The organism is Kribbella sp. NPDC104740 (assembly GCF_055583505.1).
In genome coordinates, this window is the sequence record NZ_JBVJNV010000009.1 from 291,960 (window position 1) to 316,795 (window position 24,836).

Annotated in this window: 19 protein-coding genes; 17 read left to right on the forward strand and 2 right to left on the reverse strand. The window is 68.0% G+C overall.

Annotated elements, in window-relative coordinates; all coding sequences use genetic code 11:
* The first annotated feature begins 1 nt into the window (after position 1).
* The 7 genes from ACZ6Z4_RS35465 (at position 2) to uvrA (ending at position 12,348) form a co-directional block, all read left to right on the forward strand.
* Positions 2 to 1,735 carry a GH39 family glycosyl hydrolase gene (locus ACZ6Z4_RS35465; protein ID WP_465575329.1) on the forward strand — a complete coding sequence of 578 codons (1,734 nt, stop codon included), beginning with the start codon at positions 2 to 4 and terminating at the stop codon, positions 1,733 to 1,735.
* Positions 1,736 to 1,737: 2 nt separating this feature from the next.
* Positions 1,738 to 3,126, forward strand: coding sequence for an NAD-dependent succinate-semialdehyde dehydrogenase (locus ACZ6Z4_RS35470; RefSeq protein ID WP_465575332.1), 1,389 nt, complete (start codon positions 1,738 to 1,740; stop codon positions 3,124 to 3,126).
* Positions 3,123 to 4,031 carry a dihydrodipicolinate synthase family protein gene (locus ACZ6Z4_RS35475; RefSeq protein WP_465575335.1) on the forward strand — a complete coding sequence of 303 codons (909 nt, stop codon included), beginning with the start codon at positions 3,123 to 3,125 and terminating at the stop codon, positions 4,029 to 4,031. Before ACZ6Z4_RS35470 ends, ACZ6Z4_RS35475 begins: the two co-directional genes overlap by 4 nt.
* Positions 4,028 to 5,725 carry a dihydroxy-acid dehydratase gene (locus ACZ6Z4_RS35480; RefSeq protein WP_465575338.1) on the forward strand — a complete coding sequence of 566 codons (1,698 nt, stop codon included), beginning with the start codon at positions 4,028 to 4,030 and terminating at the stop codon, positions 5,723 to 5,725. Before ACZ6Z4_RS35475 ends, ACZ6Z4_RS35480 begins: the two co-directional genes overlap by 4 nt.
* Positions 5,726 to 6,023: 298 nt before the next feature.
* A complete protein-coding gene (nrdR, locus tag ACZ6Z4_RS35485) occupies positions 6,024 to 6,518 on the forward strand; it encodes a transcriptional regulator NrdR (RefSeq protein ID WP_363677283.1) in 495 nt (164 codons plus the stop codon).
* Between the two features lie 104 nt (positions 6,519 to 6,622).
* Entirely contained in the window at positions 6,623 to 9,517 is a 2,895-nt protein-coding gene (locus ACZ6Z4_RS35490) for a vitamin B12-dependent ribonucleotide reductase (RefSeq protein WP_465575344.1), read from the forward strand.
* Between the two features lie 347 nt (positions 9,518 to 9,864).
* Complete coding sequence (gene uvrA / locus ACZ6Z4_RS35495) at positions 9,865 to 12,348, forward strand: excinuclease ABC subunit UvrA (protein WP_465575348.1); 2,484 nt, start codon at positions 9,865 to 9,867, stop codon at positions 12,346 to 12,348.
* A 445-nt stretch (positions 12,349 to 12,793) separates the two neighbouring features.
* Here the strand turns inward: uvrA and ACZ6Z4_RS35500 are convergent, their stop codons facing one another.
* The gene (locus ACZ6Z4_RS35500) at positions 12,794 to 13,618 is read right to left on the reverse strand and encodes an aldo/keto reductase (RefSeq protein ID WP_465575353.1); all 825 of its coding nucleotides are present in this window, start codon (positions 13,616 to 13,618) and stop codon (positions 12,794 to 12,796) included.
* A gap of 130 nt (positions 13,619 to 13,748) precedes the next feature.
* Between ACZ6Z4_RS35500 and ACZ6Z4_RS35505 the strand changes: the two genes are divergently transcribed.
* From ACZ6Z4_RS35505 to ACZ6Z4_RS35530, 6 genes are all read left to right on the forward strand, one after another.
* Positions 13,749 to 14,378: a hypothetical protein gene (locus tag ACZ6Z4_RS35505; RefSeq protein ID WP_363677279.1), complete on the forward strand. Its 630-nt coding sequence runs from the start codon at positions 13,749 to 13,751 to the stop codon at positions 14,376 to 14,378.
* Positions 14,379 to 14,610: 232 nt separating this feature from the next.
* Positions 14,611 to 15,540 (forward strand): hypothetical protein, encoded by a 930-nt coding sequence (locus ACZ6Z4_RS35510; protein WP_465575358.1) that lies wholly within the window; start codon positions 14,611 to 14,613, stop codon positions 15,538 to 15,540.
* Between the two features lie 87 nt (positions 15,541 to 15,627).
* Positions 15,628 to 16,287, forward strand: a complete 660-nt coding sequence (locus ACZ6Z4_RS35515; protein ID WP_465575362.1) for a Crp/Fnr family transcriptional regulator — start codon at positions 15,628 to 15,630, stop codon at positions 16,285 to 16,287.
* Positions 16,288 to 16,417: 130 nt separating this feature from the next.
* The gene (locus ACZ6Z4_RS35520) at positions 16,418 to 17,311 is read left to right on the forward strand and encodes a hypothetical protein (RefSeq protein WP_465575365.1); all 894 of its coding nucleotides are present in this window, start codon (positions 16,418 to 16,420) and stop codon (positions 17,309 to 17,311) included.
* A gap of 101 nt (positions 17,312 to 17,412) precedes the next feature.
* A complete protein-coding gene (locus tag ACZ6Z4_RS35525) occupies positions 17,413 to 19,467 on the forward strand; it encodes a hypothetical protein (RefSeq protein ID WP_465575369.1) in 2,055 nt (684 codons plus the stop codon).
* On the forward strand, positions 19,454 to 21,130 hold the full coding sequence (locus ACZ6Z4_RS35530) for a hypothetical protein (protein WP_465575372.1): 1,677 nt from the start codon (positions 19,454 to 19,456) through the stop codon (positions 21,128 to 21,130). The genes ACZ6Z4_RS35525 and ACZ6Z4_RS35530 overlap by 14 nt, the downstream gene beginning before the upstream one ends.
* 53 nt (positions 21,131 to 21,183) lie before the next feature.
* On the opposite strand, the gene ACZ6Z4_RS35535 is transcribed toward ACZ6Z4_RS35530, so the two are convergent.
* Entirely contained in the window at positions 21,184 to 21,450 is a 267-nt protein-coding gene (locus ACZ6Z4_RS35535) for a hypothetical protein (RefSeq protein ID WP_465575375.1), read from the reverse strand.
* 139 nt (positions 21,451 to 21,589) lie between these two features.
* On the opposite strand from ACZ6Z4_RS35535, the gene ACZ6Z4_RS35540 reads away from it, so the two are divergent.
* From ACZ6Z4_RS35540 to ACZ6Z4_RS35555, 4 genes are all read left to right on the forward strand, one after another.
* Complete coding sequence (locus ACZ6Z4_RS35540) at positions 21,590 to 21,946, forward strand: helix-turn-helix transcriptional regulator (protein WP_363677275.1); 357 nt, start codon at positions 21,590 to 21,592, stop codon at positions 21,944 to 21,946.
* A 24-nt stretch (positions 21,947 to 21,970) separates the two neighbouring features.
* A complete protein-coding gene (locus tag ACZ6Z4_RS35545) occupies positions 21,971 to 22,174 on the forward strand; it encodes a KTSC domain-containing protein (protein WP_363677273.1) in 204 nt (67 codons plus the stop codon).
* 100 nt (positions 22,175 to 22,274) lie between these two features.
* Entirely contained in the window at positions 22,275 to 22,502 is a 228-nt protein-coding gene (locus tag ACZ6Z4_RS35550) for a hypothetical protein (protein ID WP_465575380.1), read from the forward strand.
* Positions 22,503 to 22,697: 195 nt separating this feature from the next.
* Positions 22,698 to 24,023, forward strand: coding sequence for a serine hydrolase domain-containing protein (locus tag ACZ6Z4_RS35555; RefSeq protein ID WP_465575383.1), 1,326 nt, complete (start codon positions 22,698 to 22,700; stop codon positions 24,021 to 24,023).
* Positions 24,024 to 24,836: the final 813 nt, after the last annotated feature.

Genomic DNA, 24,836 nt, shown 5'->3' on the forward strand with positions numbered 1-24,836 from the left:
GATGACCACCGAGACCGATCTGCCTGACCAGAACAGCTCCCGCAGCGGCGTCCAGGAGGTGCCGTACACGCCGTCGGACCCCGGCGCCGCGCACGTCCGCCGGGCCCGCGTCAGCGTCGACGCGACCGCGGACCTCGGGCTGCTCGACCGGCCGTGGGCCAGCCTCGGGTACGACGAGATCAACTGGACCTACACCCCGCAGGGCCGCCGGACCCTGCAGACGATCGGCGGCTTCGCCGAGACGCCGTACCACGTCCGGCCGCACTACGTGTTCAACAGCGGCACCGGCCTCGGCCTGCCGCACTGGGGCAGCGGCAACGTCTACCACGAAGATGCCGACGGCAACCCGTACTACGACTTCACCATTGCCGACCAGACCTACGACACGATCGTTGCCGCGGGCCATCACCCGTTGGTGGAGCTGGCGTTCACACCGCTTGCCCTGGTCCCCGATCACGCGAAGGCCGAGTTCGCCTTCGAGAGCAGCCCGACGCAGTACAGCGAGTACGAGGCCGGGCTGTGGTCGTACCCGCCGAAGGACTACGACAAGTGGGGCGGCCTGGTCGCCGCGCTCGCGCAGCACTGCCTCGATCGGTACGGCGAGGAAGAGGTGTCGAGCTGGCTGTGGGAGCTGTGGAACGAGCCGGACATCTTCTACTGGCGCGGCACGCCCGAAGAGTTCCACGACCTGTACGCCGTGACCGCCGCGGCGATCCGCAGCGTGCTTCCGTCGGGGCGCGTCGGCGGTCCGACGGTGACCGGTGGAGACAAGGGCGTCGCGTTCATGCGGAGCTTCCTGCAGGCGTGCTCGGACCGCTCATTGCCGCTCGACTTCGTCTCGTTCCACACCAAGGGCTCGGCGTTCTCGCCGTGGCGCGTCTACGGCCCGATCGGCGCGGCCGCGCCCGTCAAGCAGTCCCCGTCGACGACCAAGATGCTGCGCGAGATCGACCGGATGCTGGCCGTGATGGAGGAGTTCCCGGCGTACGCCGGGCTGCCGGCGATCGTCGACGAGTGCGACGCCTCGGTGCCCGCGCACTGGGGGATCTACGACAACGCGAACTTCGGCTACCGCAACACCGAGTACTACCCGGTCTTCCAGGCCAAGCTGATGAAGAAGGTGCTCGCCCTCAACGAGCGGCACACCGCGAAGGTGGCCGAGGCGACGACCTGGAGCTTCTCGATGGAGGGCGAGCGGTACTTCGAGGGGACGCGAAGTTTCGTCACCGCGTCGGGGCTGGAGAAGCCGCTGATGAACGGGTACCGGGCGTTCGCGAAGCTCGGCGACCGGCGGCTCGAGGCCTCGTCCGACGCTCTCGTCGAGACGGCGGATCTGGGTGCGCTGGGCAACGGGCTCGGTGAGGAGGTCGACGTGATCGCGTCGCGGAGCTCGGCGGACGGGAGCGTCGCCGTACTGGTGTGGCGGCATGCCGACGACCAGTACCTCGAGGACGACGAGCCGACGGCCGTGGAGCTGGAGGTGTCCGGGCTGACGGCGGGGGAGTGGACGGTCGAGCACTGGCGGATCGACCGGAGCCACAGCAACAGCCACACGGTCTGGCAGGACCTGGGCGCGCCGCAGGATCCGTCGCCGGAGCAGCTGGCGACCATTCGGGACCGGCAGGGGTTGGAGCGGTTCGCCGAGGACTCGACGGTGGCGGTCGACGGCGTCTGGAAGGCCGAGGTCGAACTGCCGTTGCCGTCGTTGAGCGTGATCGTGCTGCGGGAGGCCTGAGCGTGCTGTTCATCGGTGGTGAGTGGCGGCCGGCGTCGGACGGCCGGGTGATCGAGATCCTGAACCCGGCCACCGAGGAGGTGGTCGGTGAGGTCGCTGGCGCCTCCGCTGCCGACCTGGACGACGTGCTGGCCGCGGCGGCTGCCGGGTTCGAGGTCTGGCGTCGTACGGCGCCCGCCGAGCGCGCTGCGGTGCTCGATCAGGCTGGCCGGTTGTTGCTCGATCGCGCTGAGGCGATCGCGGCTGTGTTGACCGAGGAGCAGGGCAAGCCGCTGGAGGAGTCGCTCGCCGAGGTCCGGCAGTCGGCGGAGTACTTCAGCTGGTTCGCCGGCGAGGCGGCGCGTTCGTACGGACGGTTGTTGCCGACGGCCCCCGGTCGCCGCTCCTGGGTGGAGCGGCGCCCGGTCGGCCCGGTCGCGGCGTTCACTGCCTGGAACTTCCCGGCATCGCTGCCCGCGCGCAAACTCGCGCCCGCGGTCGCGTTCGGCTGCAGCATCGTGCTGTGTCCCGCTGTCGAAGCACCGCGTACGGCGGCGGCGCTGGTCCAGGCACTTGACGACGCCGGGGTCCCGCCCGGCGTCGTCAACCTGATCACCGGCGATCCTCCGGCGGTGTCCGAGCACCTGATCAGTTCACCGGTGATCGCGAAGATCACGCTCACCGGCTCGGTCCCGGTCGGCCAGACCCTGGTCGGCCTCTCGGCCAAGCACCTCCAGTCCCTCACCCTCGAACTCGGCGGCCACGCCCCGGTCCTGATCTTCGACGACCTCACCGCGGAGCAGTTGGGCCGAGCCGCTGACGCCCTGGTCCGCGCCAAGTTCCGCAACGCGGGCCAGGTCTGCATCTCACCGAGTCGAGTCTTCGTCCAAGAAGCTGTGTACAACACCTTTGTTGATGCTGTTGCAGAGCGCGCTTCAGGTCTGAACCTCAGCCCACTCGCCAACGCCCGCCGCCGCGACGCTGTTTCCGCGCTGGTCTCTTCCAGCGGCGCCAAGATCCGCACGGGCGGCGTCCGGCCCGACGGCCCCGGCTTCTTCTACCCGCCGACCGTCCTCACCGACATCCCGCCCACCGCGTCCGTCCTCACCGACGAACCCTTCGGCCCGATCCTCCCGCTGCTCCCGTTCTCCACCCTCGAGGACGGGCTGCAGCAGGCGAACGCCGTCCCGTACGGCCTGGCCGGCTACCTGTTCACCGCGAGCACCGAACGCGCCGACGCCGCGATCGCCGGTCTCGACGTCGGCATGATCGGCCTCAACGAGGTCGCCCTCGCCTCGGCCGCTTCACCGTTCGGCGGCGTCGGCCTGTCCGGCTACGGCCGCGAGGGCGGCACCGAGAGCCTGGAGGCCTACACGGTCGCCACCGCGGTCACGACGAAAGGAGCTCCATGAGTCTGGCCCCCGGCGTGTGGGGTGTCCTGGCCACCCCGTTCGCCCCTGACGGTACGGCGGTCGACACCAAGTCCCTGGCCCGCCAAGCCGCCCACTACGAGCGCCTCGGCGCCACCGGCCTGACGGTCCTCGGCGTCTTCGGCGAAGCCGCCCGCCTGACCCCGGCCGAGCGCCGTACGGTCGTCGACACCGTCGTTGCCGCCTGCAACCTGCCGCTTGTCCTCGGCATCAGTTCGCTTGCCCTCGACGACGTTCTCGCCGAGGCGGCCAACGTCGTACCGGCCGCCGCGGACCGCCTTACCGGCTTGATGATCCAGGTCAACAGTCCCGACCCCGATGCCCTCGGCAAACATCTGGCGACCGTTGCCCAGGAGACCGACCGCCCGCTGGTCGTCCAGGACTACCCGGTGATCACCGGCATCCCGATCGCCACCGCCGATCTCGTCCACGCGGTCCGGGCGGTGCCGCAGGTCGTCGCTGTGAAGTCCGAGTCCTCCCCGAGCCCGCCCGCCGTCGCGACCCTCGCGGCCGCTCTCGACATCCCCGTCTTCGGCGGCCTGGGTGGCACCTGCCTGCTCGACGAGCTCGCGGTCGGCGCGGCCGGCGCGATGACCGGCTTCTCCGTCCCCGAAGGTCTGCTCGCCTGCGTCACGGCGTACTCCGAGGGCGGCTTCGACCGGGCCCGCGAGGTCTGGCGCGACTACCTCCCGCTGGTCAACTTCGAGTTCCAGTCCGGGATCGCGCTCGGGCTCCGCAAGCACAGCCTGCTCCGCCGCGGCCTGATCGCCTCCGACGCCGTCCGTACGCCGGGCGCCGTCCCACCGCCGGAGATGCTGCGGGTCCTCCTCCAGCACCTGGCCCGGACACCAGGTGTCGAGCTGCGTGATGATGTGCTGGCCGGATGAGCGACGAGAGCGGCATCTACCGCGGTCTGGTCAGCTACGGCGACCGGGAGTTCTCCAAGTACCTGCGCCGGACGTTCCTGCACGCCAGCGGCCGGTCGCCGGAGTCGCTGGACCGCCCGGTGGTCGGTATCGCCACGTCGACCAGCGACTTCAACCCCTGCCACCGCGCGCAACCGGAGCTGATCCGGTCGGTGGCCAACGGCATCATCGCGGCCGGTGGCCTGCCGATGGAGTTCCCGACGGTCTCGCTGGGGGAGAGCTTCCTCGAGCCGACCTCCATGGTCTACCGCAACCTGATGGCGATGGACGTCGAGGAACTGGTCCGGGCACAGCCCATGGACGCGGTGGTGCTGGTCGGCGGCTGCGACAAGACCGTCCCGGCTCAGCTGATGGGTGCGTTCTCTGCCGGCCGCCCGGCGATCCAGCTGGTCACCGGCCCGATGTCGACCGGCCGCTACCAGGGAGAGCGCCTGGGAGCCTGCACTGACTGCCGCCGCTTCTGGGCGCGCTACCGCGCCGGTGAGGTCGACGAGGCCGAGATCAACCGCGTCGAACGCAACCTGGCCACCACAGCGGGCACCTGCGCAGTCATGGGTACGGCGTCCACGATGGCCTGCATCGTCGAGGCACTGGGGATGGCACTGCCCGACAGCGCGACCGCACCGGCCGTCCACGCCGACCGCCTCCGCATCGGCGAGGCCACCGGTACTGCTGCTGTGGAGATCGCCCTGGCGCGCCGTACGCCGTCGCAGGTGGTCACCGCTGCGTCGGTCCGGAACGCGCTGCGCGTGCTGCTGGCTATCGGCGGCTCCACGAACGCCCTGATCCACCTGACCGCCATGGTCGGGCGCCTGGGTTTGCGGATCGACCCTGGCGAGTTGAACGAGCTCAGCGCGACCACACCCGTGCTGGTCGAGCTGAAGCCGACCGGCGCGCACTACATGGAGGACCTGCACGCGTCGGGCGGTCTGCCCGCCGTCCTGCACGAGCTGCGGGACCTGCTCGACCTGTCCGCGCTGACCGTCACCGGCGAGACGCTGGGGGAGCGGCTCGGCGCCGGGCCCGTGTGGGTCGACCGAGAGGTTGTCAGGCCGCTGGACTCGCCGTCGCGGGCTGAGGGCGGCCTGGTCTGGCTGCAGGGCTCGCTGGCGCCGTCCGGTGCGCTGATCAAGCGGTCCGCGGCGGACCCGGCGCTGTTCGAGACAACCGGCCGGGCGGTGGTGTTCAGCTCGCTGGCCGACCTGTCGGAGCGGATCGACGACCCGGAGCTGGACGTCACGGCGTCCGACGTACTGGTGCTGCAGAACGCCGGGCCGCTCGGCGCGGGCATGCCGGAGGCCGGGTACCTGCCGATCCCGGGGAAGCTGGCGCGCGCCGGGGTGAAGGACATGCTGCGGATCTCGGACGCGCGGATGAGCGGTACGGCGTACGGGACGATCGTGCTGCACGTGACGCCGGAGTCGGCTGTCGGTGGGCCGCTGGCACTGGTCCGGACCGGTGACCAGATCCGGCTGTCGGTCTCCGAGGGGCGGCTGGACCTCCTGGTCGCCGCCGACGAGCTGGATCGGCGCCGCGCCGAGCTGCCTCCGCCGCCTCCCACCCCGGCGACCGGCTACCGGCGCCTCTTCCACGAGCACGTGCTGGGCGCCGACCAGGGCTGCGACTTCGACTTCTGCCGACCCCCGGCTGGCTAGAACACGCCACCGTCCCGAGGCCCTCCGGAGCGCCGTATTTTGCGCCTCCGGAGGGCCTCTGCTACGGCGCCACGCGGGAGTACACGAGGCCGCGCGGGTGTTGGAACAAAGAGACGCGCGCGGGATTTCAGCGTTCTTGCAAACTGTCGGAGCAGCGACGTAGCATCCCTAGATGTAGTGGTTACACGGGTGTAATTTTCCACAGGTAGTGGTTGGTTACCCACAAGTCGTACACAGGTTGTCCCCAGCTCGATCCACAGCGTCGCGTTCGGCGCCCCCACGGGAGGAGTGATTCGCCGTGCACTGTCCGTACTGCCGGCACAGCGATTCCCGGGTCGTCGACAGCCGGGTGGCCGAAGACGGCGGAGCGATCCGCCGCCGGCGACAGTGCCCGGTCTGCGAGAAGCGGTTCACCACCGTCGAGCAGATGCAGCTGACGGTCGTGAAGCGCTCCGGCGCGACCGAGCCGTTCAGCCGCGAGAAGGTCATCCGCGGGGTGAGCAAGGCCTGCAAGGGCCGGCCGGTGGACGCCGACGCGCTGTCGCGACTCGGCCAGAAGGTCGAGGACGCGCTGAAGGGCGGCGGCTCGCCGGAGGTGCCGGCCCACGAGGTCGGCCTGGCCATCCTGGGCCCGCTGCGCGAGCTCGACGAGGTGGCCTACCTGCGGTTCGCGAGCGTCTACCGGCAGTTCGAGTCGGCCGACGACTTCGAGACCGAGATCGCGCTGCTGCGGGCCGAGAAGGAACCGCAGGGCACCGAGCCCGCGCCGCAGGGCGTGGCTCCACAGACGTAACGGGGATTGCGGTAACCAGCACCACCAGCAGTACGCCGTACAGGCGCCGGGAAGTACCAACGGGGCGGTCCCGACAGACCGCAGACACAGGGCGAGGAGCAACCATGACAGAGACGGTGACCGGCCACTCGGGGTCGACCAAGAGGTCGACGGCCGGGTTCCGCGGGCGCAAGAGCGCGCCGGCGGGACTCACCATCGAGCGCATCTTCACGACCGAGGGCGTCCACCCCTACGACGACGTGACGTGGGAGCGCCGCGACGTCGTCCAGCAGAACTGGAAGACCGGTGAGACCGTCTTCGAGCAGCGCGGGGTCGAGTTCCCCGACTACTGGAGCGTGAACGCCTCGACCATCGTCACCACCAAGTACTTCCGCGGCGCCGTCGGGCACGACAACCGCGAGTGGAGCCTCAAGCAGCTGCTCGACCGGGTCGTGAAGACCTACCGCAAGTCCGGCGAGGAGGAGGGCTACTTCGCCACCCCGGCCGACGCGGAGATCTTCGAGCACGAGCTGACCTGGATGCTGCTGCACCAGTACTTCAGCTTCAACTCGCCGGTCTGGTTCAACGTCGGTACGACGTCCCCGCAGCAGGTGTCGGCCTGCTTCATCCTCGCCGTCGACGACTCGATGGACTCGATCCTGAACTGGTACAAGGAGGAGGGCCTGATCTTCAAGGGCGGCTCCGGTGCCGGCCTCAACCTGTCCCGGATCCGCTCGTCCAAGGAGCTGCTGCAGTCCAGCGGCGGGACGGCGTCCGGCCCGGTCTCCTTCATGCGCGGCGCGGACGCGTCCGCGGGCACCATCAAGTCCGGCGGCGCCACCCGGCGCGCGGCCAAGATGGTCGTGCTCGACGTCGACCACCCCGACATCGAGGAGTTCGTCGAGACCAAGATGCGCGAGGAGGACAAGATCCGCGTCCTGCGCGACGCCGGGTACGACATGGACCTCGGCGGCCGCGACATCACCTCGGTGCAGTACCAGAACGCGAACAACTCCGTCCGGGTCACCGACGAGTTCATGCGCGCGGTCGAGGAGAAGGGCGAGTTCGGCCTGCGGGCCCGGATCGACAACTCGATCATCGAGACCGTCGACGCCCGCGAGCTGTTCGACAAGATCAGCCACGCCGCCTGGGCCTGCGCCGACCCGGGTATCCAGTACGACGACACGATCAACGACTGGCACACCACGCCGGAGACCGGCCGGATCACCGCGTCGAACCCGTGCTCGGAGTACATGCACCTGGACAACTCGTCCTGCAACCTCGCGTCGCTGAACCTGCTCAAGTTCCTCAACGACGACGACATGTTCGACTCCGAGAAGTTCGTCAAGGCCGTCGAGCTGATCATCACCGCGATGGACATCTCGATCTGCTTCGCCGACTTCCCGACCGAGGCGATCGGCGAGACCACCCGCGCCTACCGCCAGCTCGGCATCGGCTACGCCAACCTCGGCGCCCTGCTGATGGCGACCGGCCACGCCTACGACTCCGACGGCGGCCGCGCGCTGGCCGGCGCGATCACCTCGCTGATGACCGGTACGTCGTACAAGCGGTCGGCCGAGCTGGCCGGCATCGTCGGCGCGTACGACGGCTTCGAGCGCAACAAGGACGCGCACACCCGGGTGATGCGCAAGCACGCCGCGGCCAACGACGCGATCCGCACCGTGCACGCGATCGACAAGGACGTCCAGAAGCACGCCACCGCGGCGTGGGAGGGCGTGCTGAAGGTCGGCGCGAAGAACGGCTGGCGCAACGCGCAGGCCTCGGTGCTGGCCCCGACCGGCACCATCGGCTTCATGATGGACTGCGACACCACCGGCATCGAGCCGGACTTCTCGCTGGTCAAGTTCAAGAAGCTGGTCGGCGGCGGCTCGATGCAGATCGTCAACCAGACCGTCCCGCGGGCGCTGCGCCAGTACGGGTACACCGAGGAGACGATCGAGGCGATCGTCGAGTACATCTCCGAGCACGGTCACGTCGTCGACGCCCCGGGCCTGAAGACCGAGCACTACGAGATCTTCGACACCGCGATGGGTGAGCGCGCGATCAAGCCGATGGGCCACGTCCGGATGATGGCGGCCGCGCAGCCGTTCCTGTCCGGCGCCATCTCCAAGACCGTGAACCTGCCCGAGACCGCGACGGTCGAGGAGATCGCCGACGTCTACTTCCAGGGCTGGAAGCTCGGCCTGAAGGCGCTCGCGGTCTACCGCGACAACTGCAAGGTCGGCCAGCCGCTGGCCGACGCCAAGGCCAAGAAGGCCGCGGAGTCGACCGAGGCCGCGGCCGAGAAGATCGTCGAGAAGATCGTCGAGTACCGCCCGACCCGCAAGCGGCTCCCGAAGTCGCGGCCGTCGCGGACCACGTCGTTCTCGGTCGGCGGCGCCGAGGGTTACATGACCGCCGGCTCGTACCCCGACGACGGCCTCGGCGAGGTCTTCCTCAAGATGGGCAAGCAGGGCTCGACCCTGGCCGGGGTGATGGACGCCTTCTCGATCGCGATCTCGATCGCGCTGCAGCACGGCGTACCGCTGGAGACCTACGTCCAGAAGTTCACCAACCTGAAGTTCGAGCCGGCCGGCCTGACCGACGACCCGGACGTCCGGATGGCGCAGTCGATCATGGACTACATCTTCCGCCGCCTGGCCCTGGACTACCTGCCCTTCGACGAGCGCTCCGCCCTCGGCATCTACTCCGCCGACGAGCGCTCCCGCCAGCTCGACACCGGCTCCTACGAACCGGCCCCCGTCGAGATCTCCGAGGCGGAGTCCCTGAAGGCCGTCGAGCCGGTCGCCGAGAAGTCCACCGCCGTCGAGGACGCCTCGATCGACGCGGCGGCCGCCAAGCCGGTCACCTCCGAGGTCCGCACCACCGCCGAAATGTTCGAACTCATCACCGGCACCTCGGTCGACGCCCCGCTCTGCTTCACCTGTGGCACCAAGATGCGGCCGAGCGGCTCCTGCTACGTCTGCGAGGGTTGCGGCAGCACCTCCGGCTGCAGCTGACCCTCAAGCTGCGGCAGCACCTCCAGCCGCAGCTGATCCACCCCGCGGCAGCACCTCTAGCCGCAGCTGATCCACCCCGCGGCAGCACCTCTAGCCGCAGCTGATCCAACCCGCGGCAGCACTTTCAGCCGCAGCCGACTCAACCTGCGGCAGCACCTCCGGCCGCAGCCGACCCTCAAGCTGCGGCGCCACCCGGCGCCGCAGCCCCGGCGGGGCTCCAACGCCCCACCACCCGGCCCTCACCGGCCACCCAGTTGATAGCACCACGGCCCCCGGGAACTTCCCACATCCCCCGGGGGCCGCAGTGCGTTCCGATTCCCGCCGGACCGATCGGGTACTGAAGGTTCGTGACGGACCAGTCGATCGACGCGTTCGTGCGGGTCCGCGGCGCGCGCGAGAACAACCTGCGTTCCGTCGACGTAGACCTCCCCCGCGACGCGATCGTTGCCTTCACCGGCGTCTCCGGCTCCGGCAAGTCGTCGCTTGCCTTCGGCACCTTGTACGCCGAGGCGCAGCGCCGGTACTTCGAGTCGGTCGCGCCGTACGCCCGCCGCCTCCTCCAGCAGGTCGGGGCACCGCACATCCAGGAGATCACCGGGCTCCCACCGGCCGTCGCCCTCCAGCAGCGCCGCGGCGCACCGAGCTCGCGATCCAGCGTCGGCACCATCACCACACTCTCGAACCTGCTCCGGATGCTCTACTCCCGCGCCGGCACCTATCCACCCGGCGCGGACCGTCTCGACGCGGAGGCGTTCTCACCGAACACCGCGTCCGGCGCGTGCCCGAACTGTCACGGCCTGGGCGTGGTCCACGACGTGACCGAGGAACTCCTCGTCCCGGACCCGTCGCTGAGCATCCGCGACGGGGCGATCGCCGCGTGGCCGGGCGCCTGGCAGGGCGCGAACCTTCGCAGCATCGTGAACGGTCTCGGGATCGACATCGACCGGCCGTGGCGCAAACTGCGCAAGAAGGACCGGGACTGGTTGCTCTACACCGACGAGCAGCCGTCGGTCCTGATCAAGCCCGAGCGCGACCGCGTCGACTACGGCTACAACGGGAAGTTCTGGAGCGCGCGCAAACACATCATGCACGTCCTGGCCGACTCCAAGAGTCAGCAGATGCGCGACCGGGCGTTGCGGTTCGTCCGGAGCGTGCCGTGCCCGGTGTGCCACGGCAGCGGGTTGCGGCCGGAAGCACTGGCCGTGACCTTCGCCGGTCACTCGATCTCCGACCTGAATGCGCTTCCGCTCGACGAACTGGTCACGGTGCTCCGTCCGGTCGCGGAACTGGCCGAGGCGGACGCCACAACGTCCACTGCGACGTCGGGCGAGACGACTGAAGCCGCCGTACGGATCTGTGCCGATCTCGTCGCCCGCATCGCGGTGCTGCTCGACCTCGGACTCGGGTACCTCAGCCTCGCGCGCCGTTCGACCACGCTCTCGCCCGGCGAGGCACAGCGTCTGCGGATCGCGTCGCAACTGCGGTCCGGACTGTTCGGTGTCGTCTACGTGCTCGACGAACCGTCCGCGGGCCTGCACCCGGCCGATGCCGAGCCGCTGCTGGACGTGTTGGACCGGCTGAAAGCCGCCGGGAACTCGCTCTTCGTCGTCGAGCATGACCTGGACGTCGTACGGCGTGCCGACTGGGTGGTCGACATCGGCCCTGGCGCGGGGGAAGGCGGTGGCAAGGTTCTGTACTCCGGTCCGGTGGCCGGCCTCGAGACCGTGGCGGAGTCGATCACCAGCCGGCACCTGTTCGGGCGCGCCGAGCCGCTCGACCACAGTCCCCGGACCCCGCACGGCCGGCTTCACCTGAGCGGCGTCACGCGGCACAACCTGCGCGACGTCTCGGTCGAGATTCCGCTCTGCGTCCTCACTGCCGTCACCGGGGTGTCGGGCTCGGGCAAGTCCACACTCGTGACCCAGGTGCTCGCGGAAGTCGTCCGCCGGCATCTTGGCCAGACACCGGAGGAGCCCGATGACTCAGCCGTTGAGCTCGAGATCGACGACGTCTCCGGGCTCGAGGCCTTCGACCGGCTGGTGCTCGTCGACCAGCGCCCGATCGGCCGGACGCCGCGCTCCAACCTTGCGACGTACACAGGTCTGTTCGACGCCGTCCGCAAGCTGTACGCCGGAACGGACACGGCCAAGAAGCGCGGCTACGCGGCGGGCCGGTTCTCGTTCAACGTGGCCGAGGGCCGCTGCGAGACCTGCCAGGGCGAGGGATTCGTCGCTGTCGAGCTGCTGTTCCTGCCGGGGACCTACGCGCCTTGCCCGACCTGCCACGGTGCCCGGTACAACGCCGAAACGCTGGAGGTGACGTACCGCGGCAAGAACATCGCGGAGGTCCTGGCGATGTCGGTCGACACTGCGACGAAGTTTCTCGCCGACGTCCCCTCGGCATCGCGCAGCCTCGAGACCCTGCGCGACGTCGGCCTCGGCTACCTCCGACTCGGCCAATCGGCGACCGAGCTCAGCGGTGGCGAAGCCCAACGGATCAAGCTCGCCACCGAGTTGCAGCGAGCCCGCCGCGGCCATGCTCTCTACCTGCTCGACGAACCCACCGCCGGTCTCCACCCCGCCGACATCGCCCTGCTGCTCCGCCAACTCCACCGACTCGTCGACGCCGCCAACACCGTCGTCCTGGTCGAGCACGACCTGGACACCATCGCAGCCGCCGACTGGGTGATCGACCTGGGCCCAGGCGGCGGCACTGCCGGCGGCCAGGTCGTGGCGACCGGCACTCCGACCGAACTCGCCAGATCGAAAACCAGCGCCACTGCCCCGTACTTGGCTCGCCGCCTGAAAGCCGCCCAGACCCGCGGCGCGTGAGCGTTCCGCCTCATCGCGGTCACACCCGGCCGCTCGTACTTCTGGCCGACCGGCGAGAAGCGGACGAAGTCCAGCTGCGTAGGGCCCACCTGCGCCGGATGCGCCCGCGCTACCGGAAGCTCCTGGTCCCCCGCGACCTCCTCAGCGCCGAGACCTCCTGGACCCCGCAACCACCTGAGCGCTCCAGCCTCCACGACCCTGCGACGTCCTGGACCCCGCGACTTCCTGAGCGCCGCGACCTCCTAGGCGCCACGACCTCCTGACCGCCGCGGCCTCGTGGATCCCGCGACCTCCTAGGCCCCGCGACCAACAAGTTCGTCACTCACCGCAACCTGCTCTCCACGATCGCCTCGGCGCCGAGTCGCTCCGCCTCACGCTGATCAGCCGCGACCTGCGCCTGGTACCGGAGATGCTCGGCTCGGCCTCCGACGCCGAGGACGTGCTGTCAGTGACCAGTACGGTCCGAGTCCGCAGGCGTCGACCCCGTCCCGTCCATGGCCGACAACGTGGCCAGCTCCTCCTCGGTGAGCGCGAAGTCGAACACGTCGAGGTTCTGCGCCAGACGCTCCCGGTTCGCCGACTTCGGGATCGGTACGACGTCCAACTGGATCTCCCACCGCAGCACGACCTGCCCGGGCGTCTTCCCGTGGTCCTTCGCGATCTGTACGACGTCCGGCCGGTCCAGCAGGTCGCTGCCCTTGCCGAGCGGACTCCACGCCTCGGTCACGATGCCGTGCTCGGCGTGGAAGTCGCGGTTCTCCTGCTTGGTCCAGATCGGGCTCAACTGGATCTGGTTGACCTCGGGAGCTACGCCGGTCTCGTCGATCAGGCGCTGCAGGTGTGACGGCTTGAAGTTCGACGTGCCGATCGCGCGCACCAGGCCAGCCTCTCGCAGCTCGATCAGGCCGCGCCAGGCGTCGACGTACTGGTCCTGGTCCGGGTTCGGCCAGTGGATGAGGAGCAGGTCGAGGTACTCGACTCCGAGCTTCTCCGCGCTCGCCTCGAACGCGGTCCGTGCGCCTTCGACGCTGTGCCAGCGGCGGTTGAACTTCGACGTCACGAACACCTCGTCGCGCGGCGCACCCTTGAGCGCCCGACCGACACCGACCTCGTTGCGGTAGTTCTCGGCCGTGTCGATCAGCCGGTAGCCCAGCTCGAGCGCCGTCGCGACTGCCCGCTCGGCGTCGTCGTCGTTCAGCGGCGAGGTACCGAGCCCGAGCCGCGGCATCGCGGTTCCGTGACTCAACGTGACGGTCGGGGCAGCACTCATCGGACTTCTCCTTGGCTGGTCGGGTCTCGGCCAACGGTATCCACCGACCCCGCGGCGAAACTGTCGGGATCCTGGGTGATGATGATTCCCGGGCCACTGAGGCAGGCCCCGGGATGCGAGGGGGTTGGGGATGCGGAACCGACTGATCACGCTGGTGGACCTCGGTCTGGACAGCTCCTTCGACGCGTCGATGACGTTCGTCCAGGGCGTCGTCGGCAACGTCAACGCCGGCTGGAACGAACCGGTGATCGACGTCAACTTCGTCCGCACCCGAGATCACGAGACCGCGTTCTCGGCGCTGACCACCCCGTCCACGGTCCTGCATGTGATGGCCCACGGGGACCACAGCGAGGAGCCGTCGTTCCTGTCCACGGACGGCCAGACCCAGGTGTCGCTGAGCGCTCTCGCGGACTGGTTCCTGGACCGGCAGTGGGGGATCTCCAGCGGCGTTGTGATCGCTGACGGCTGCAAGACCGGCATCGGCAAGTGGCAGCGCGCGATCCGCGACTGCCTGCAGGACGACATCACCTACATCGGCACCAGCACTGTCGTCGGCTGGTACGAGGCGACGGTGTTCTGCTCGGCGTTCTACGGCGCCCTGATCCGCAACCGCGGCCTCGGCAAGAGCCCCGCCGAACAGGGCTGGGACGCCGCGACCCGCGCGATCAGCGCGTACGAGACCCTCACCGACGCGCGCTGCCCGTACAAGCCTGTCGTCCTCACCCCGTCCCGCCGTGCCCTCCGCTCTCTGACCGGCTGACACGCGGGCAACATCTGTCTGAAATCGGTCCAGTTCTGGGCTGTTCAACCGAGCCGCCCGTGTGGTCCGATCCTGTCCGGTTCTCACGGAGTAGAAGCGACACGCGAAGCAGTCGCTACCGTCCGTCGACCGTGTGAGACTTTTCGTGCCTCTGACCGACCGCCCAGGACCTAACAGCGGGGACTCCTCCAGCCGGGTACGCCGGCCGGTACTTGCGTTGAAGGAATCCCTGATGAAGCTCGACAAGAACACCCTCCTGCTCTCCGCCGCGGTGGTTGCTCTCCTGTATCTCCTGGCTCTGGTCGTGGGGCTGCCGGGCTGGGTCGCCGTCATGGTCGCCGTGCTCCTCCTTCTTGCGGTCGCGGTGCTCTACAACGAACCGGTGTCCAAGCCGGCCCCGATCACTGTCCAGGCCCCCGTGACGCCGCCGGCGAGCCTGCACGCGTCGCACGTCGACCACGATCCGGTCTTCTCACTCCCGCCGACGCGCACGATCGCCGACGTCCGCCTCCCTTCTGCATCTCCCGATTTCCAGTTCAGCTTCTCCGCGGTCGTGCACTGGACCACCGTCCTGTCCGGCTCCCGCCACGGCGACCTCAGCAGCGTCGCAGTGGACGCCCTGCTCAGCCGCGCCAAGGCCCTCACCGCCGGCCAGCAACCGACGGAGGAAAGCCTCAACCAGCACCGCCTGGCGGCCCTGCTCGGCGAACCGGATCTCGACGACCGAGGCCAGGTCCGGACCTGGGCGACGGAGGTCCGTCTCCGCCTCCCCGAGGCCGACAGCAAGCACCTGCAGGTCCTCGCCGCCCTCCACCGCCGCGAGCAGCGGACGCTCCTCGAGCGCCGGATGGAACGCGACGAGCGCGCCTACCTCCGCGACGAGGTCCTGTCGAGCCCCGGCTCCGCTGCCGTCTGGTGGCTCGTCAACAACCCGGGCGAGGTCGAGAAGGCCGTCGAACTCTTGGAAACCCTGGCCCAGCTCTCCTCCGTGGCGAACACCGACGAGCTCCCCACCGAGCACCCCAAGCCCCACCTCACCGTCGCCGACAAGTCCATCGCCGAACTGGCGACCGCCCTCAACCACCACCCCGAGGAAGACCACCCGGCGAACTACCGCGAACAGTTCTTCGCCGAGAAGCCACCCCACCCCGAGCACGGCTGATCGGACGACACGCGTCCCGCAACTACGGTCCGTCATCCGTGTGAGGCTTTTGGGTGGCCCTGACGGACCGAGGCGCGGAGATGATCGATGGCGGCGACGGACGGCACCTTCCACGCACTGATCGGCCCCGACGAGTGGCGCCTGTTACTTGCAGAAGGAACCCTCCGTAGCTTCCAACCCGGACGCACCATCCTTCGACAAGGTGACTCGGGCGGGTTTCTCTTCGTCCTGGAGTCCGGGCGGGTCAAGCTCTTGGCCGGCGCCGCTGACGGCGTCGAGCTGGTCCTCACTGTTCGCGGCGGGGGACATCTTCTCGGCGAGCTCGCGGCGGATAGTGACGGCACCCGTACAGCGAGCGTGGTGGCCATCGACAGGTGCACCGCGCGATTTCTCGGCCAGGCCGAATTCGAGCGCTTCCTGAGCCGCCGCGATCTGCATGACTCCTTCCGTCGCTATGTGACCACCAAATTCGAGCAGGCCGTACGCCGCCAGGTCGACCTGGCTCATCGTCGCGCCGTACGTCGAATCGCACGTCTCCTCGTGGACTTGGTCCGCTTCGCACCTGAGGGCCCCGTCGATCCGAGTCACATCCCTCTCACCCAGGAAGAACTGGCCACCGCGTTGGGGATGGCCCGCAGCACGATCACCGATCAACTGACCAAGCTTCGCGAATCCGGCGCTCTGGCGCCGGGACCACGCTTGGTCGTTGCCGATCTGTGCCGCCTCACCGAGTGGGCGGACTCCTGACGTCTCTGCCCGTCCCGACGGGCCAGCAGGTGGCTCAGCTCACGCCCCCCTTGTCCGATTCCGGACAATGCCGCAGTTCTGCTCCCGAAATCCTGGATCTCGCCACCCCAGCCATCAGAGGAGACACACCATGACCATCCCTCAGGACCCCAGTCTCGTGGGAGTTCGCGACCTCCCGCCGTACCGGTCACTGCTGGTTGTCGACATGAAGGACTACAGCGGCGCGAGCGGGCGTCAACAGGCTTACCTGAACGCGTACATCCCAGAGATCCTGCAGAGCGCGTTCGCGCGCTGTAGTCTCGCGGACATCTGGAACGAGAAGACGTTCGCAGATTCGACCGGTGACGGCTACGCCATCGGTCTGCCGTCCGATCGGTTGCCGTTCCTCCTGAACCCGTTCCTGGATGCTCTGCAGAGCGAGCTGGCAGACCGCAGCAGAGCGATGGCGGCGGCCGGTTTCCAGCCGATCCGTATGCGGGTGAGCATCACGATCGGACCGGTCACGGACTCCGGTCAACGACTGGTCTCCGACGGCGCTGGGGCGACTCGGGTCGAGCTGCACCGGTTGCTGGACAGTGAACCGGTGCGGGATCTGCTGAACCGCTCGGGGGACACCACCCATGTTGCCGCGATCGTGTCCTCTCGCGCCTTTGAGGACGCGGTGGTGAGCGGGTACACCGACGAACATCCTGGTCTGTATGTCGAGGCACCTGTCACCGTCAAGAAGTACCAAGGTCTGGCGTACTTGCGGGTCCCGCTCCCGTCCGGAGACCTGCTGACCTCCGGCTTCCGCCGGATCGAGGACACGGCGAAGACTGAGCTGAGTCAGTCGGAGTCCGGTGACCGTTCAACGCCTCGGACGCCAACGGTCCAGGCGAACGACCACAGCAGCAACAGGCGAGGCGGAATCGGCAACATCACCGGTACGGTCCACTCGATCGTCACCGATCCGACCGGGCCGACTCACACGGGAACCGGTCATCAGTACCTCAGCGGTGGATCTCAATCCCCAGAGCAGCGATGACAACCGGTGATCTGGCGCGACCGGATGGGAACGGCCCAGCCGAGAGGGCCGGAAACGGGAGACGAGGTGGTGCCGGAGATCTCTCGGGCGATGTCGGATCAGTGATCACCGATCCGTCCGGCGCGGTGCACAGCGGGCACGGCTCGCAGTTCGTCAACCATGGTGATGGCCCTCAGAACAACCACAGCGGAGGCGGGCCCCAGGTCTTCGTCAGCGGAGGTTCGGTCATCGTCGGCGCGCTGGACAAGTTCAGCAGCGGTCCGTCGTTGCGGCAACAGATCGGCGTGTGGGCAACGGCCGACGACATCGAACTGCTGCGTGCGGTGTTCGTGCCCCCGGACGGGTTCGCGCAGCTGACGGAACGGTTCCGGCCCGCCGGGAGCACGGTCGTGCTGAGCGGACAGCCAGGGAGCGGCAGGCGGTCCGCAGCGAAGATGCTGCTCTGCCCACAGCCAGACAAGGTGGGGGCGCTTCGTCTGCTGACCGGCGATGATCTGCGCGGTGACGAGAGGCTGACGGCCGGCGATATCACGGCCGGCGACAGATTGTTGCTGGACCTATCGACGCAGGACGACATCGGCATTGCCCAGTGGGACGTCGATCTACGCCGCTGTGTCGGGATGGTTCAACGGCAGCGGGCACATCTTGTCGTCCTCATTCCCGACCGGTCCGACAACGGGTTGCATGACGACCTGAGAGTTCATCTGGTCCAGATCGTCCGCCCAGAACCGTGGCTGGTGCTGACACGGCATCTCGGTGCCGCAGGGTTACAGCTCCTCCGCTCGAAGGTCGAAGCCGAGGACGCCGAGGCGTTGTCGCGGATGCCGCTGCGTGGAGTCGCTGAAACTGCGAGCCTTCTGGTGGAGACACGGCAGCAGTTCGACGACGACTCGCCGTGGTTCGCCAGTGCTGTCGCCGGTTCGGCCGACCACGAGGAAGAAGTCGTCAAACTGGTCGGCAGCCTGGAGACAGTGGAACAGCGGACTCTGCTGCTGACCGCGGCGATGCTCGAGGACAGCAAGGCAGATGCGCTCTTCGACGCCGAACTGTGTCTGCAGGAGTCACTCGGCTACACCGTCGACAGCGATCGTCACCGGCTCGCCGAGGAAGGATTCACCGATCGGCTGCGGGGGTTCCGAGATACCCTCAAGCTGGCCCCGGACGGAACCGTGAGCTTCGCCCGCCTGACCTTTGGAACGGCGGTGCTCACGCACTTCTGGGACGCCTATCCGGACCTGCGCAAGGGGTTCGGGGTGTGGATCGGTTCCTCGCCCCTCTGGACTGCCGCTCGCTCGCAGGATCGCCTGGCCGTTGTTCTGCGCTTCGCGGACCAGGCGGCAAGAACCGGTCGCATGAACGAGCTGTACGACATCGTCCAGAGCTGGCCGGACAATGGGAGAGGCGATGAGCCGGGTCGGCTAGCAGCGCACGCCATGGCTCAAGTGCTGCGGCACGAGCGCGCCGGGCAGGACGCGCGCTCGCAAATCTACAAGTGGTCGCGGTCGACTGACCTGAAGGTTGGACTGGGACGGATCCTGGTCGAACTCTGCACGGACGTCATCGCCGCAGGTCATCTGAGGCAGGCCTTGATCCGTCTCCGATGGCTGGCCGACCGCGACGTGATCCAGTCTGAGGCGCGGGGTGGCCTGATCCGCCTCTGCACGGACAACCGAGCACTCGAACAGTTTCTCCAGGTACTGACCGACCGAGACCGATTCGATCCTGACCTGTGCTGCGTCGTCGCTTCGCCGGAGCGTTCGGCGCGGGCTTGGGACCGTTGGGCCCCGGCGCTGATGCCGCGACTGGCTGAACGAATTGTCCGTGCTTGGCGCATCGCACTCGCCGAACTCGATGAGGTCGAATGGATGTCCGCGACCACCCCTTGGCTGCAGCAGTACTACGAGCTCGTCGATGTCGGCGATGAACTTCGTGCAGCTGCGGTGCTGTCGCTGCTGATCGATCTCTGTGACGGCCAAGTCGCTCGCTTGGCCGCACTCTTCGCGATGGACCATGCCTGGCTTGGAGAGTCCAGGTCCGTACGCCGTGATCCAGACAGCGCTGCGGTCACGCCGGTCGCGGGCGCCATCCATCGAGCTCTGCCGATTGCCCCCGGCCGTTTCCTGAATACCAAAGGAGTCCGTCATGAAGCTGAGTAGCAGATGGCTGCTCGCCGCGGCCGCAATGCTGACCGCCAACCTTGCCGCGCTGCTGTTCGGTGCGCCCGCATGGGGACTGGCTGTCGCTACGCCGGCAGTGCTGCTCCTGGTGGCTCTTGCCGTCGGGCATCGGGACGCGACCGCTCTTGCTGCCCCGATGTCTCCGGAGCCGGCGGATGGCGCAGACGAGACACTTCTCGTGTCGGTGAGTCAGTCAACGTTGCTGCGCGGGATACGCCTGCCATCGGCGTCTCCGGAGTACAGGTATCTCTTCTCGGCCGAGGTGCATTGGGTCTCGCTGTCGTCCGGTACGGCGGAGGACGATCAGACAGGGCTGGCGATCGAGACCCTGCTGCGTCGGGCTCGCCGTGCCGTCGCCGACTGTGGTCCCAGCATCCACGCCCCGACCGAGCATCTCACCACGCTGCTTGCCTATCCCGAGATGGACGAGAAACGGCAGGTCAGGGTCTGGGCGGAGGACGTCCACATCACATTGCCGTCCGAGCTCATCGACGAGCTGGACCGCTTGCGCACGGTCCGTCGTGAGCAGGAAACCATCGACCGCGAGTACGAACTCCGCCGCGACCGCAGTCGCTACTTCCGCGACGAGGTGCTGGCTTCGCCCGGTACGGCGACCGCCTGGTGGTTGGCGGCACATCCGGAGGACCTCGAGCGCTGCGCCGGCCTCTACCCAACCTTCAGCCAGCTCTCCGCGATGGCCAATGACAGAGTGCCGTCCTTGCCTGTGGCGAGGGACAGCGAATCTCGGTGGGATCTCGACACTCTGGGCAGCAACGGACCGGATCGAGCGACGTGGGTCCGCGCGGAACCGCCGACCCGGGGTGTTTCGGACTTCGATGCCGCAGTGGAGACATTCCTCGACGGCCACACCCGCTCCGAGAGACTGTTGAAGGCCTCCTACCTGGCCGAAATCGAGACCACCTTCCAACGCCCCGACCGAGCTCAACAGATCCGCGACCGATCCGATGCGGACACCGTCTCGCCGTCGCCTGTCCCGAACCCTCCGCCAGGGAGCGACGAACTCCCAGCGCCGATATCACGACCAGATGCCGAGAGCTACCAGGAAGCCGCCGACCGCTCTGACGAACCCGATGAGGCGCCGACGACAGACGACGCTGAGGAGCGCTCCGACCGGCCTGCAAGGGATGCAGACAGGGCAGCACGGTCGACGGACTCCGGGACAGGGGCGACGGACACCACGACCGCGGAGTCGACCGACAGCGTGACGGGGCCGCCAGACACCCCCGTGCCGTTCGACGAGACCCGTGTGGCCTCTACCGACACCTGGACAGAAACGCGAGCGCACTCGGCGAGCCCTCAAGTGCCATCCGCGGACACCCAGGTGGAAGACGCACAACTGGATCACCCCGAGGCGCAGCAGCCTCCCGCCCAGCACTCGACGTCGTCGCCTCCTGGCTGGCTGAAGGCCGCTGCGGGCGTCGACCAACCCAATGCGGCAGCAGGTCCCGTCGGTTCGTCAGCAGGCCCCATCGATTCGTCGAGTGGCGACCAACGACCGCCGGCGCCGCCGTCCATCGAAGGCCAGCTTCCGCCGGCTGCGCCTGCGAGCGCGTGGCCTACCGCGAGGCCTTCGGTCAGTCCATCCGCTACTCCGGAGTACAGCGAATATTTCCCGGACTGACGAACAAGCTGGTGGAGCCGTCCCCGAGCAGGGTTGGAGACGGCCCCACCAGATCACGGGTCGAGCCAGCGGATCGTGGTGGCGCCGTTGTGGCCGTGGATGGTGAGGAGGGCTGGGATGCCGTCCTGCCAGACGGTGGTGGTGGGATATGGCCCACCCCAGCGCAAGGTGACGGTGTTGTCGGACCATTCGACTCCTTCGGCGACGATGCCGGTGCCGCTCACGCCGGAGACGTCGATGTGGCGGACCAGGTGGAAGCGGCGTGGGGGCTGGGGGGTGAGGCGGTCGAGGTGGCGGCTGATCGTCGGTGTGCTGTTCATGGATCAAGTGAACGGCGGGGCGGGTGCCCGGACCAGGACCTCAACCGGTATCCACAGGGAACTTTTCGGCCCCTCCGAGGCGGCCGGATCCTCGTACTTTTCTTGCAGACAGTCACCGAGCCTGCGAGGGAGTTGCGTGATGATGGTGATCGAGCAGTGGACCGGCCGGCACGTCGAGGCGTTGCGTTTGGCGCTCCGGATGACCCGTGAGTCGCTCGCCGAGCGGCTCGGCGTCGCGCCGCGGACGGTCACGAAGTGGAAGGACCGCCCGGAGAAGGTGCCGACCCAGCATCTGCAGGGCATCCTCGACGACATGCTCGCCGAGGCTTCGCCCGACGCGTTGACGCGGTTCGCGGCTAACCTCGGCGTGCAGGAGCCACGGATCACGCTGGACCAGACGTCCATCGGCGAGCTGAATGCCGCGGTGAACGACCTGGCCCGGCTGCTGACCCGGATCGAGCTGGGTGCGCTCGGACAACAACCGTCGGCACCCTGAGTACGGCGTACGAAAGGGGCTGGGATGCGGCGCAAGCCGGTGAACTCGTCGAGCGTGCGCTCGGTCGGGTGGTCGGACGGGACGCTCGAGGTCGAGTTCGTGAGCGGCGACGTGTACCAGTACTTCGAGGTCTCGGAGTTCACGTACGCGGGGCTGGTTCGGTCCGACAGCGTCGGGCGGTTCATCAACACCCGGATCAAGCCGCACCACGACTTCAAGGAGGTTTGAGGGCGGCGCCGAACAGGTCGGCGGGCCTGGGGTTTTCGCTGTGTCACCGGCGGGCACCAGAGGGTGGATCCACGGGGGTGTGCTCAGCCAGGAGGTGGACATGCGCACTCGTAGAGCCTCTACGACCGGGTCCCGCGTCATCACGATCGTTGTTGTGGTCTGGTTGCTGATCGGCCTCGCGGCCGCTGCGCAGCGAAACTACTTCGGAGGTTCCGACGCCACCTGCGCGAAGGTGGGGACCACGCTGGTCACCATCGCCGCCGGACCGTTGAACTACATCGGCGCCAACCCGAAGATCGACTGCGAAGCCCCGCAGCCGTCCAAGTAGTTCTCCGTTCCACACGAGCTCGACCGGCCACGAATGCCTGGCATTCGTGGCCGGTGCTCGCGTGTCAGATCCACCTGGTCGGGGATCCGCTGCCTCGTGCGCAATGCCGGCGGACTGCGGATCGGTGTACTGGTTTCCGACCGTGGTTGGCCGTGGGCGTCCTACGCTCCAGGGAGTCGAGCTTGGGGAGTGGTTGTGGGAGATGGGCTGCGCGAGCGAATCGCTGAGGAGTTGGAGCAGTTCGGGGTGCCGGGGATTGGGTGGGCCGTACTGAGTGGTGGTGCGGTGGTAGGGAGCGGATCCGCTGGGGTTGTGGACACAGGCGGCTCGGCGGAGGTGTCGGCGCGGACGCTGTTTCAGGCCTGTTCGATCAGTAAGCCGGTCGCGGTGTTCGCGATGTTGCGGTTGGTGGATCGTGGGGTTCTCGCGTTGGACGAGGACGTCAGTCGGTGGCTGACTTCGTGGCGGGTGCCGCGGACCGGGAGCTGGCAGCCGGTGGTGACGTTGCGGCAGTTGGCTAGTCACAGCGCTGGGCTGACCATGCAGGGATTTCCTGGGTACGGCGCCGGCGAGGTGTTGCCGTCGACTGTGGAGATCCTCAACGGGGTGGGACCGACCAACACCTTCGGCGTGCGCGTGGACACCGTGCCCGGGGCGCAGTTCCGGTACTCAGGTGGCGGGACGGTTGTCCTGCAGCAGGTGCTGGAGGACGTGACCAGTACGCCGTTCCGCGAGCTGATGCGTGAGCTCGTGCTCGAGCCATTGGGGATGAGCGACAGCGATTACGCGCAGCCGCTGCCTGAAGAGCTTCACGGGAGAGCTGCGACTGCGCACGACGAGCAGGGGCGCGCGATTCCGGGGCGGTGGCACAGCTATCCGGAGCTGGCGGCCGCCGGGTTGTGGACAACGCCGACTGATCTGTGCAGGTTCGCGCTGGCGGTGCAGGCGGCGTACGCCGGTGCTGATGCTGCGCTGCTGTCGCCAGAGCTTGGGCGGGAGATGCTGACTCCGCAGGTTCGGGCCAGTGCTCGGCTTGGGGGACTGGATCATCTTGGGCTCGGGATGTTCCTCGGCGCCGGCGGTGTGAGGTTTGGACACAGCGGCGGGAACAGGGGGTTCAAGTGCCATTTGCTGGCTGATCGGGAGTCTGGGTTCGGCGCCGCGGTGATGACGAACGGCGACAACGGCATGTGGGTGGTGGAGCGGACGTTCGCGGCGCTCGCGTCGGCGTACGGGTGGAGTGGGTACGACGAACCGCTGGACGAGTGGGACCTCCCCGGCGATGAGGTGCTCGACGGGCTGGTGGGGACGTATCGGCTGCGGGAGGGGTTTGGGTTCGCTGTACGTCGGCTGGGTGGTGGCGTCGAGGTGACGTTCGACGGTCAGGAAGGGATGAGGTTCGTGCCGATGGGTGGCGGGATGCTCGGGAGCTCGATGGTGGGCGCTCGGTTCCGGATGGAGGAGCGCGGGCTGGTGTTCGAGCAGAACGGGGAGCAGTTGGAGTGCGTGCGGATCTCCTGAGGGGGGCGCTGAGGGACGTGGGCAGAGGCGGGAATAGGTCCGGTGGGGGACCGGTTACATCTGATGCCGCCTGGTACATGACCCCCGGGCCTCACACTCAGCCGCTACGAGCGGCCACTCGCCGAGAGGCGTCTGCTGGGCGGTGCGGTACTTGGTGGGGGGGGGGGGGGGGGGCCCCCCCCCCCCCCCCCCCCCCCCCCCACCACCCGTCTCAGGGATATTCGCTTGAACGGGTAGGGCACTATGGAGAGTGGACCTGGCGGTGACGCGAGGGCCGGCCTCGCGGAGACGCGAGTGACAGGTGGGACCAGAGGGACGGCTACGACGTCGCGTCGATGTGGTCGGGGAGTGCTCAGCACAGGTCCGGACAAGGGCCAGACCCCGATTTGCATCTTCACCGTGAATGTCAGTAATGTTCTTCTTGTTGGAGCGAGTGCGGGACGCGAAAGCGGCCGGTCGGTTCAACAAACTCCCTGAAAGTCCTGGCAGCTGAAACACGCGCAAGCGGGTTTCGGTCGCTGAGACACGCAGAGAGACTGGGACGAAAGAGGCCGATTTGACCGGGCTCGGACAGAACAGTAAAGTTACGCAGGTTGCCCCGGAGCTTCGCTCGAAAGTGTGAAGCGCGGTGAGCGTCCGATTCTTGAGAACTCAACAGCGTGCCGAAAGTCAATGCCGAAATTTAGCATTAACCCCCATTCACGGGCCATGGTTCATGGTTTTGTGATTGGATTCCTTTGTAATTTTTCTGGATTCAAGTCAGTTTGATTTGTTTCTGATTGCATTGGATCGTTTTTCGTTTGTCTGTTCTCC

Excerpts from the sequence above, each read along its gene's own strand:
- ACZ6Z4_RS35505 (WP_363677279.1), top strand. The coding sequence starts at position 13,749 with ATGCGGAACCGACTGATCACGCTGGTGGACCTCGGTCTGGACAGCTCC.
- ACZ6Z4_RS35535 (WP_465575375.1), bottom strand. The coding sequence starts at position 21,450 with ATGAACAGCACACCGACGATCAGCCGCCACCTCGACCGCCTCACCCCC.
- ACZ6Z4_RS35475 (WP_465575335.1), top strand. The coding sequence starts at position 3,123 with ATGAGTCTGGCCCCCGGCGTGTGGGGTGTCCTGGCCACCCCGTTCGCC.
- ACZ6Z4_RS35490 (WP_465575344.1), top strand. The coding sequence starts at position 6,623 with ATGACAGAGACGGTGACCGGCCACTCGGGGTCGACCAAGAGGTCGACG.
- ACZ6Z4_RS35480 (WP_465575338.1), top strand. The coding sequence starts at position 4,028 with ATGAGCGACGAGAGCGGCATCTACCGCGGTCTGGTCAGCTACGGCGAC.
- ACZ6Z4_RS35500 (WP_465575353.1), bottom strand. The coding sequence starts at position 13,618 with ATGAGTGCTGCCCCGACCGTCACGTTGAGTCACGGAACCGCGATGCCG.
- ACZ6Z4_RS35520 (WP_465575365.1), top strand. The coding sequence starts at position 16,418 with ATGACCATCCCTCAGGACCCCAGTCTCGTGGGAGTTCGCGACCTCCCG.
- ACZ6Z4_RS35530 (WP_465575372.1), top strand. The coding sequence starts at position 19,454 with ATGAAGCTGAGTAGCAGATGGCTGCTCGCCGCGGCCGCAATGCTGACC.
- ACZ6Z4_RS35550 (WP_465575380.1), top strand. The coding sequence starts at position 22,275 with ATGCGCACTCGTAGAGCCTCTACGACCGGGTCCCGCGTCATCACGATC.
- ACZ6Z4_RS35545 (WP_363677273.1), top strand. The coding sequence starts at position 21,971 with ATGCGGCGCAAGCCGGTGAACTCGTCGAGCGTGCGCTCGGTCGGGTGG.
- ACZ6Z4_RS35515 (WP_465575362.1), top strand. The coding sequence starts at position 15,628 with ATGGCGGCGACGGACGGCACCTTCCACGCACTGATCGGCCCCGACGAG.
- ACZ6Z4_RS35510 (WP_465575358.1), top strand. The coding sequence starts at position 14,611 with ATGAAGCTCGACAAGAACACCCTCCTGCTCTCCGCCGCGGTGGTTGCT.
- ACZ6Z4_RS35540 (WP_363677275.1), top strand. The coding sequence starts at position 21,590 with ATGATGGTGATCGAGCAGTGGACCGGCCGGCACGTCGAGGCGTTGCGT.
- ACZ6Z4_RS35465 (WP_465575329.1), top strand. The coding sequence starts at position 2 with ATGACCACCGAGACCGATCTGCCTGACCAGAACAGCTCCCGCAGCGGC.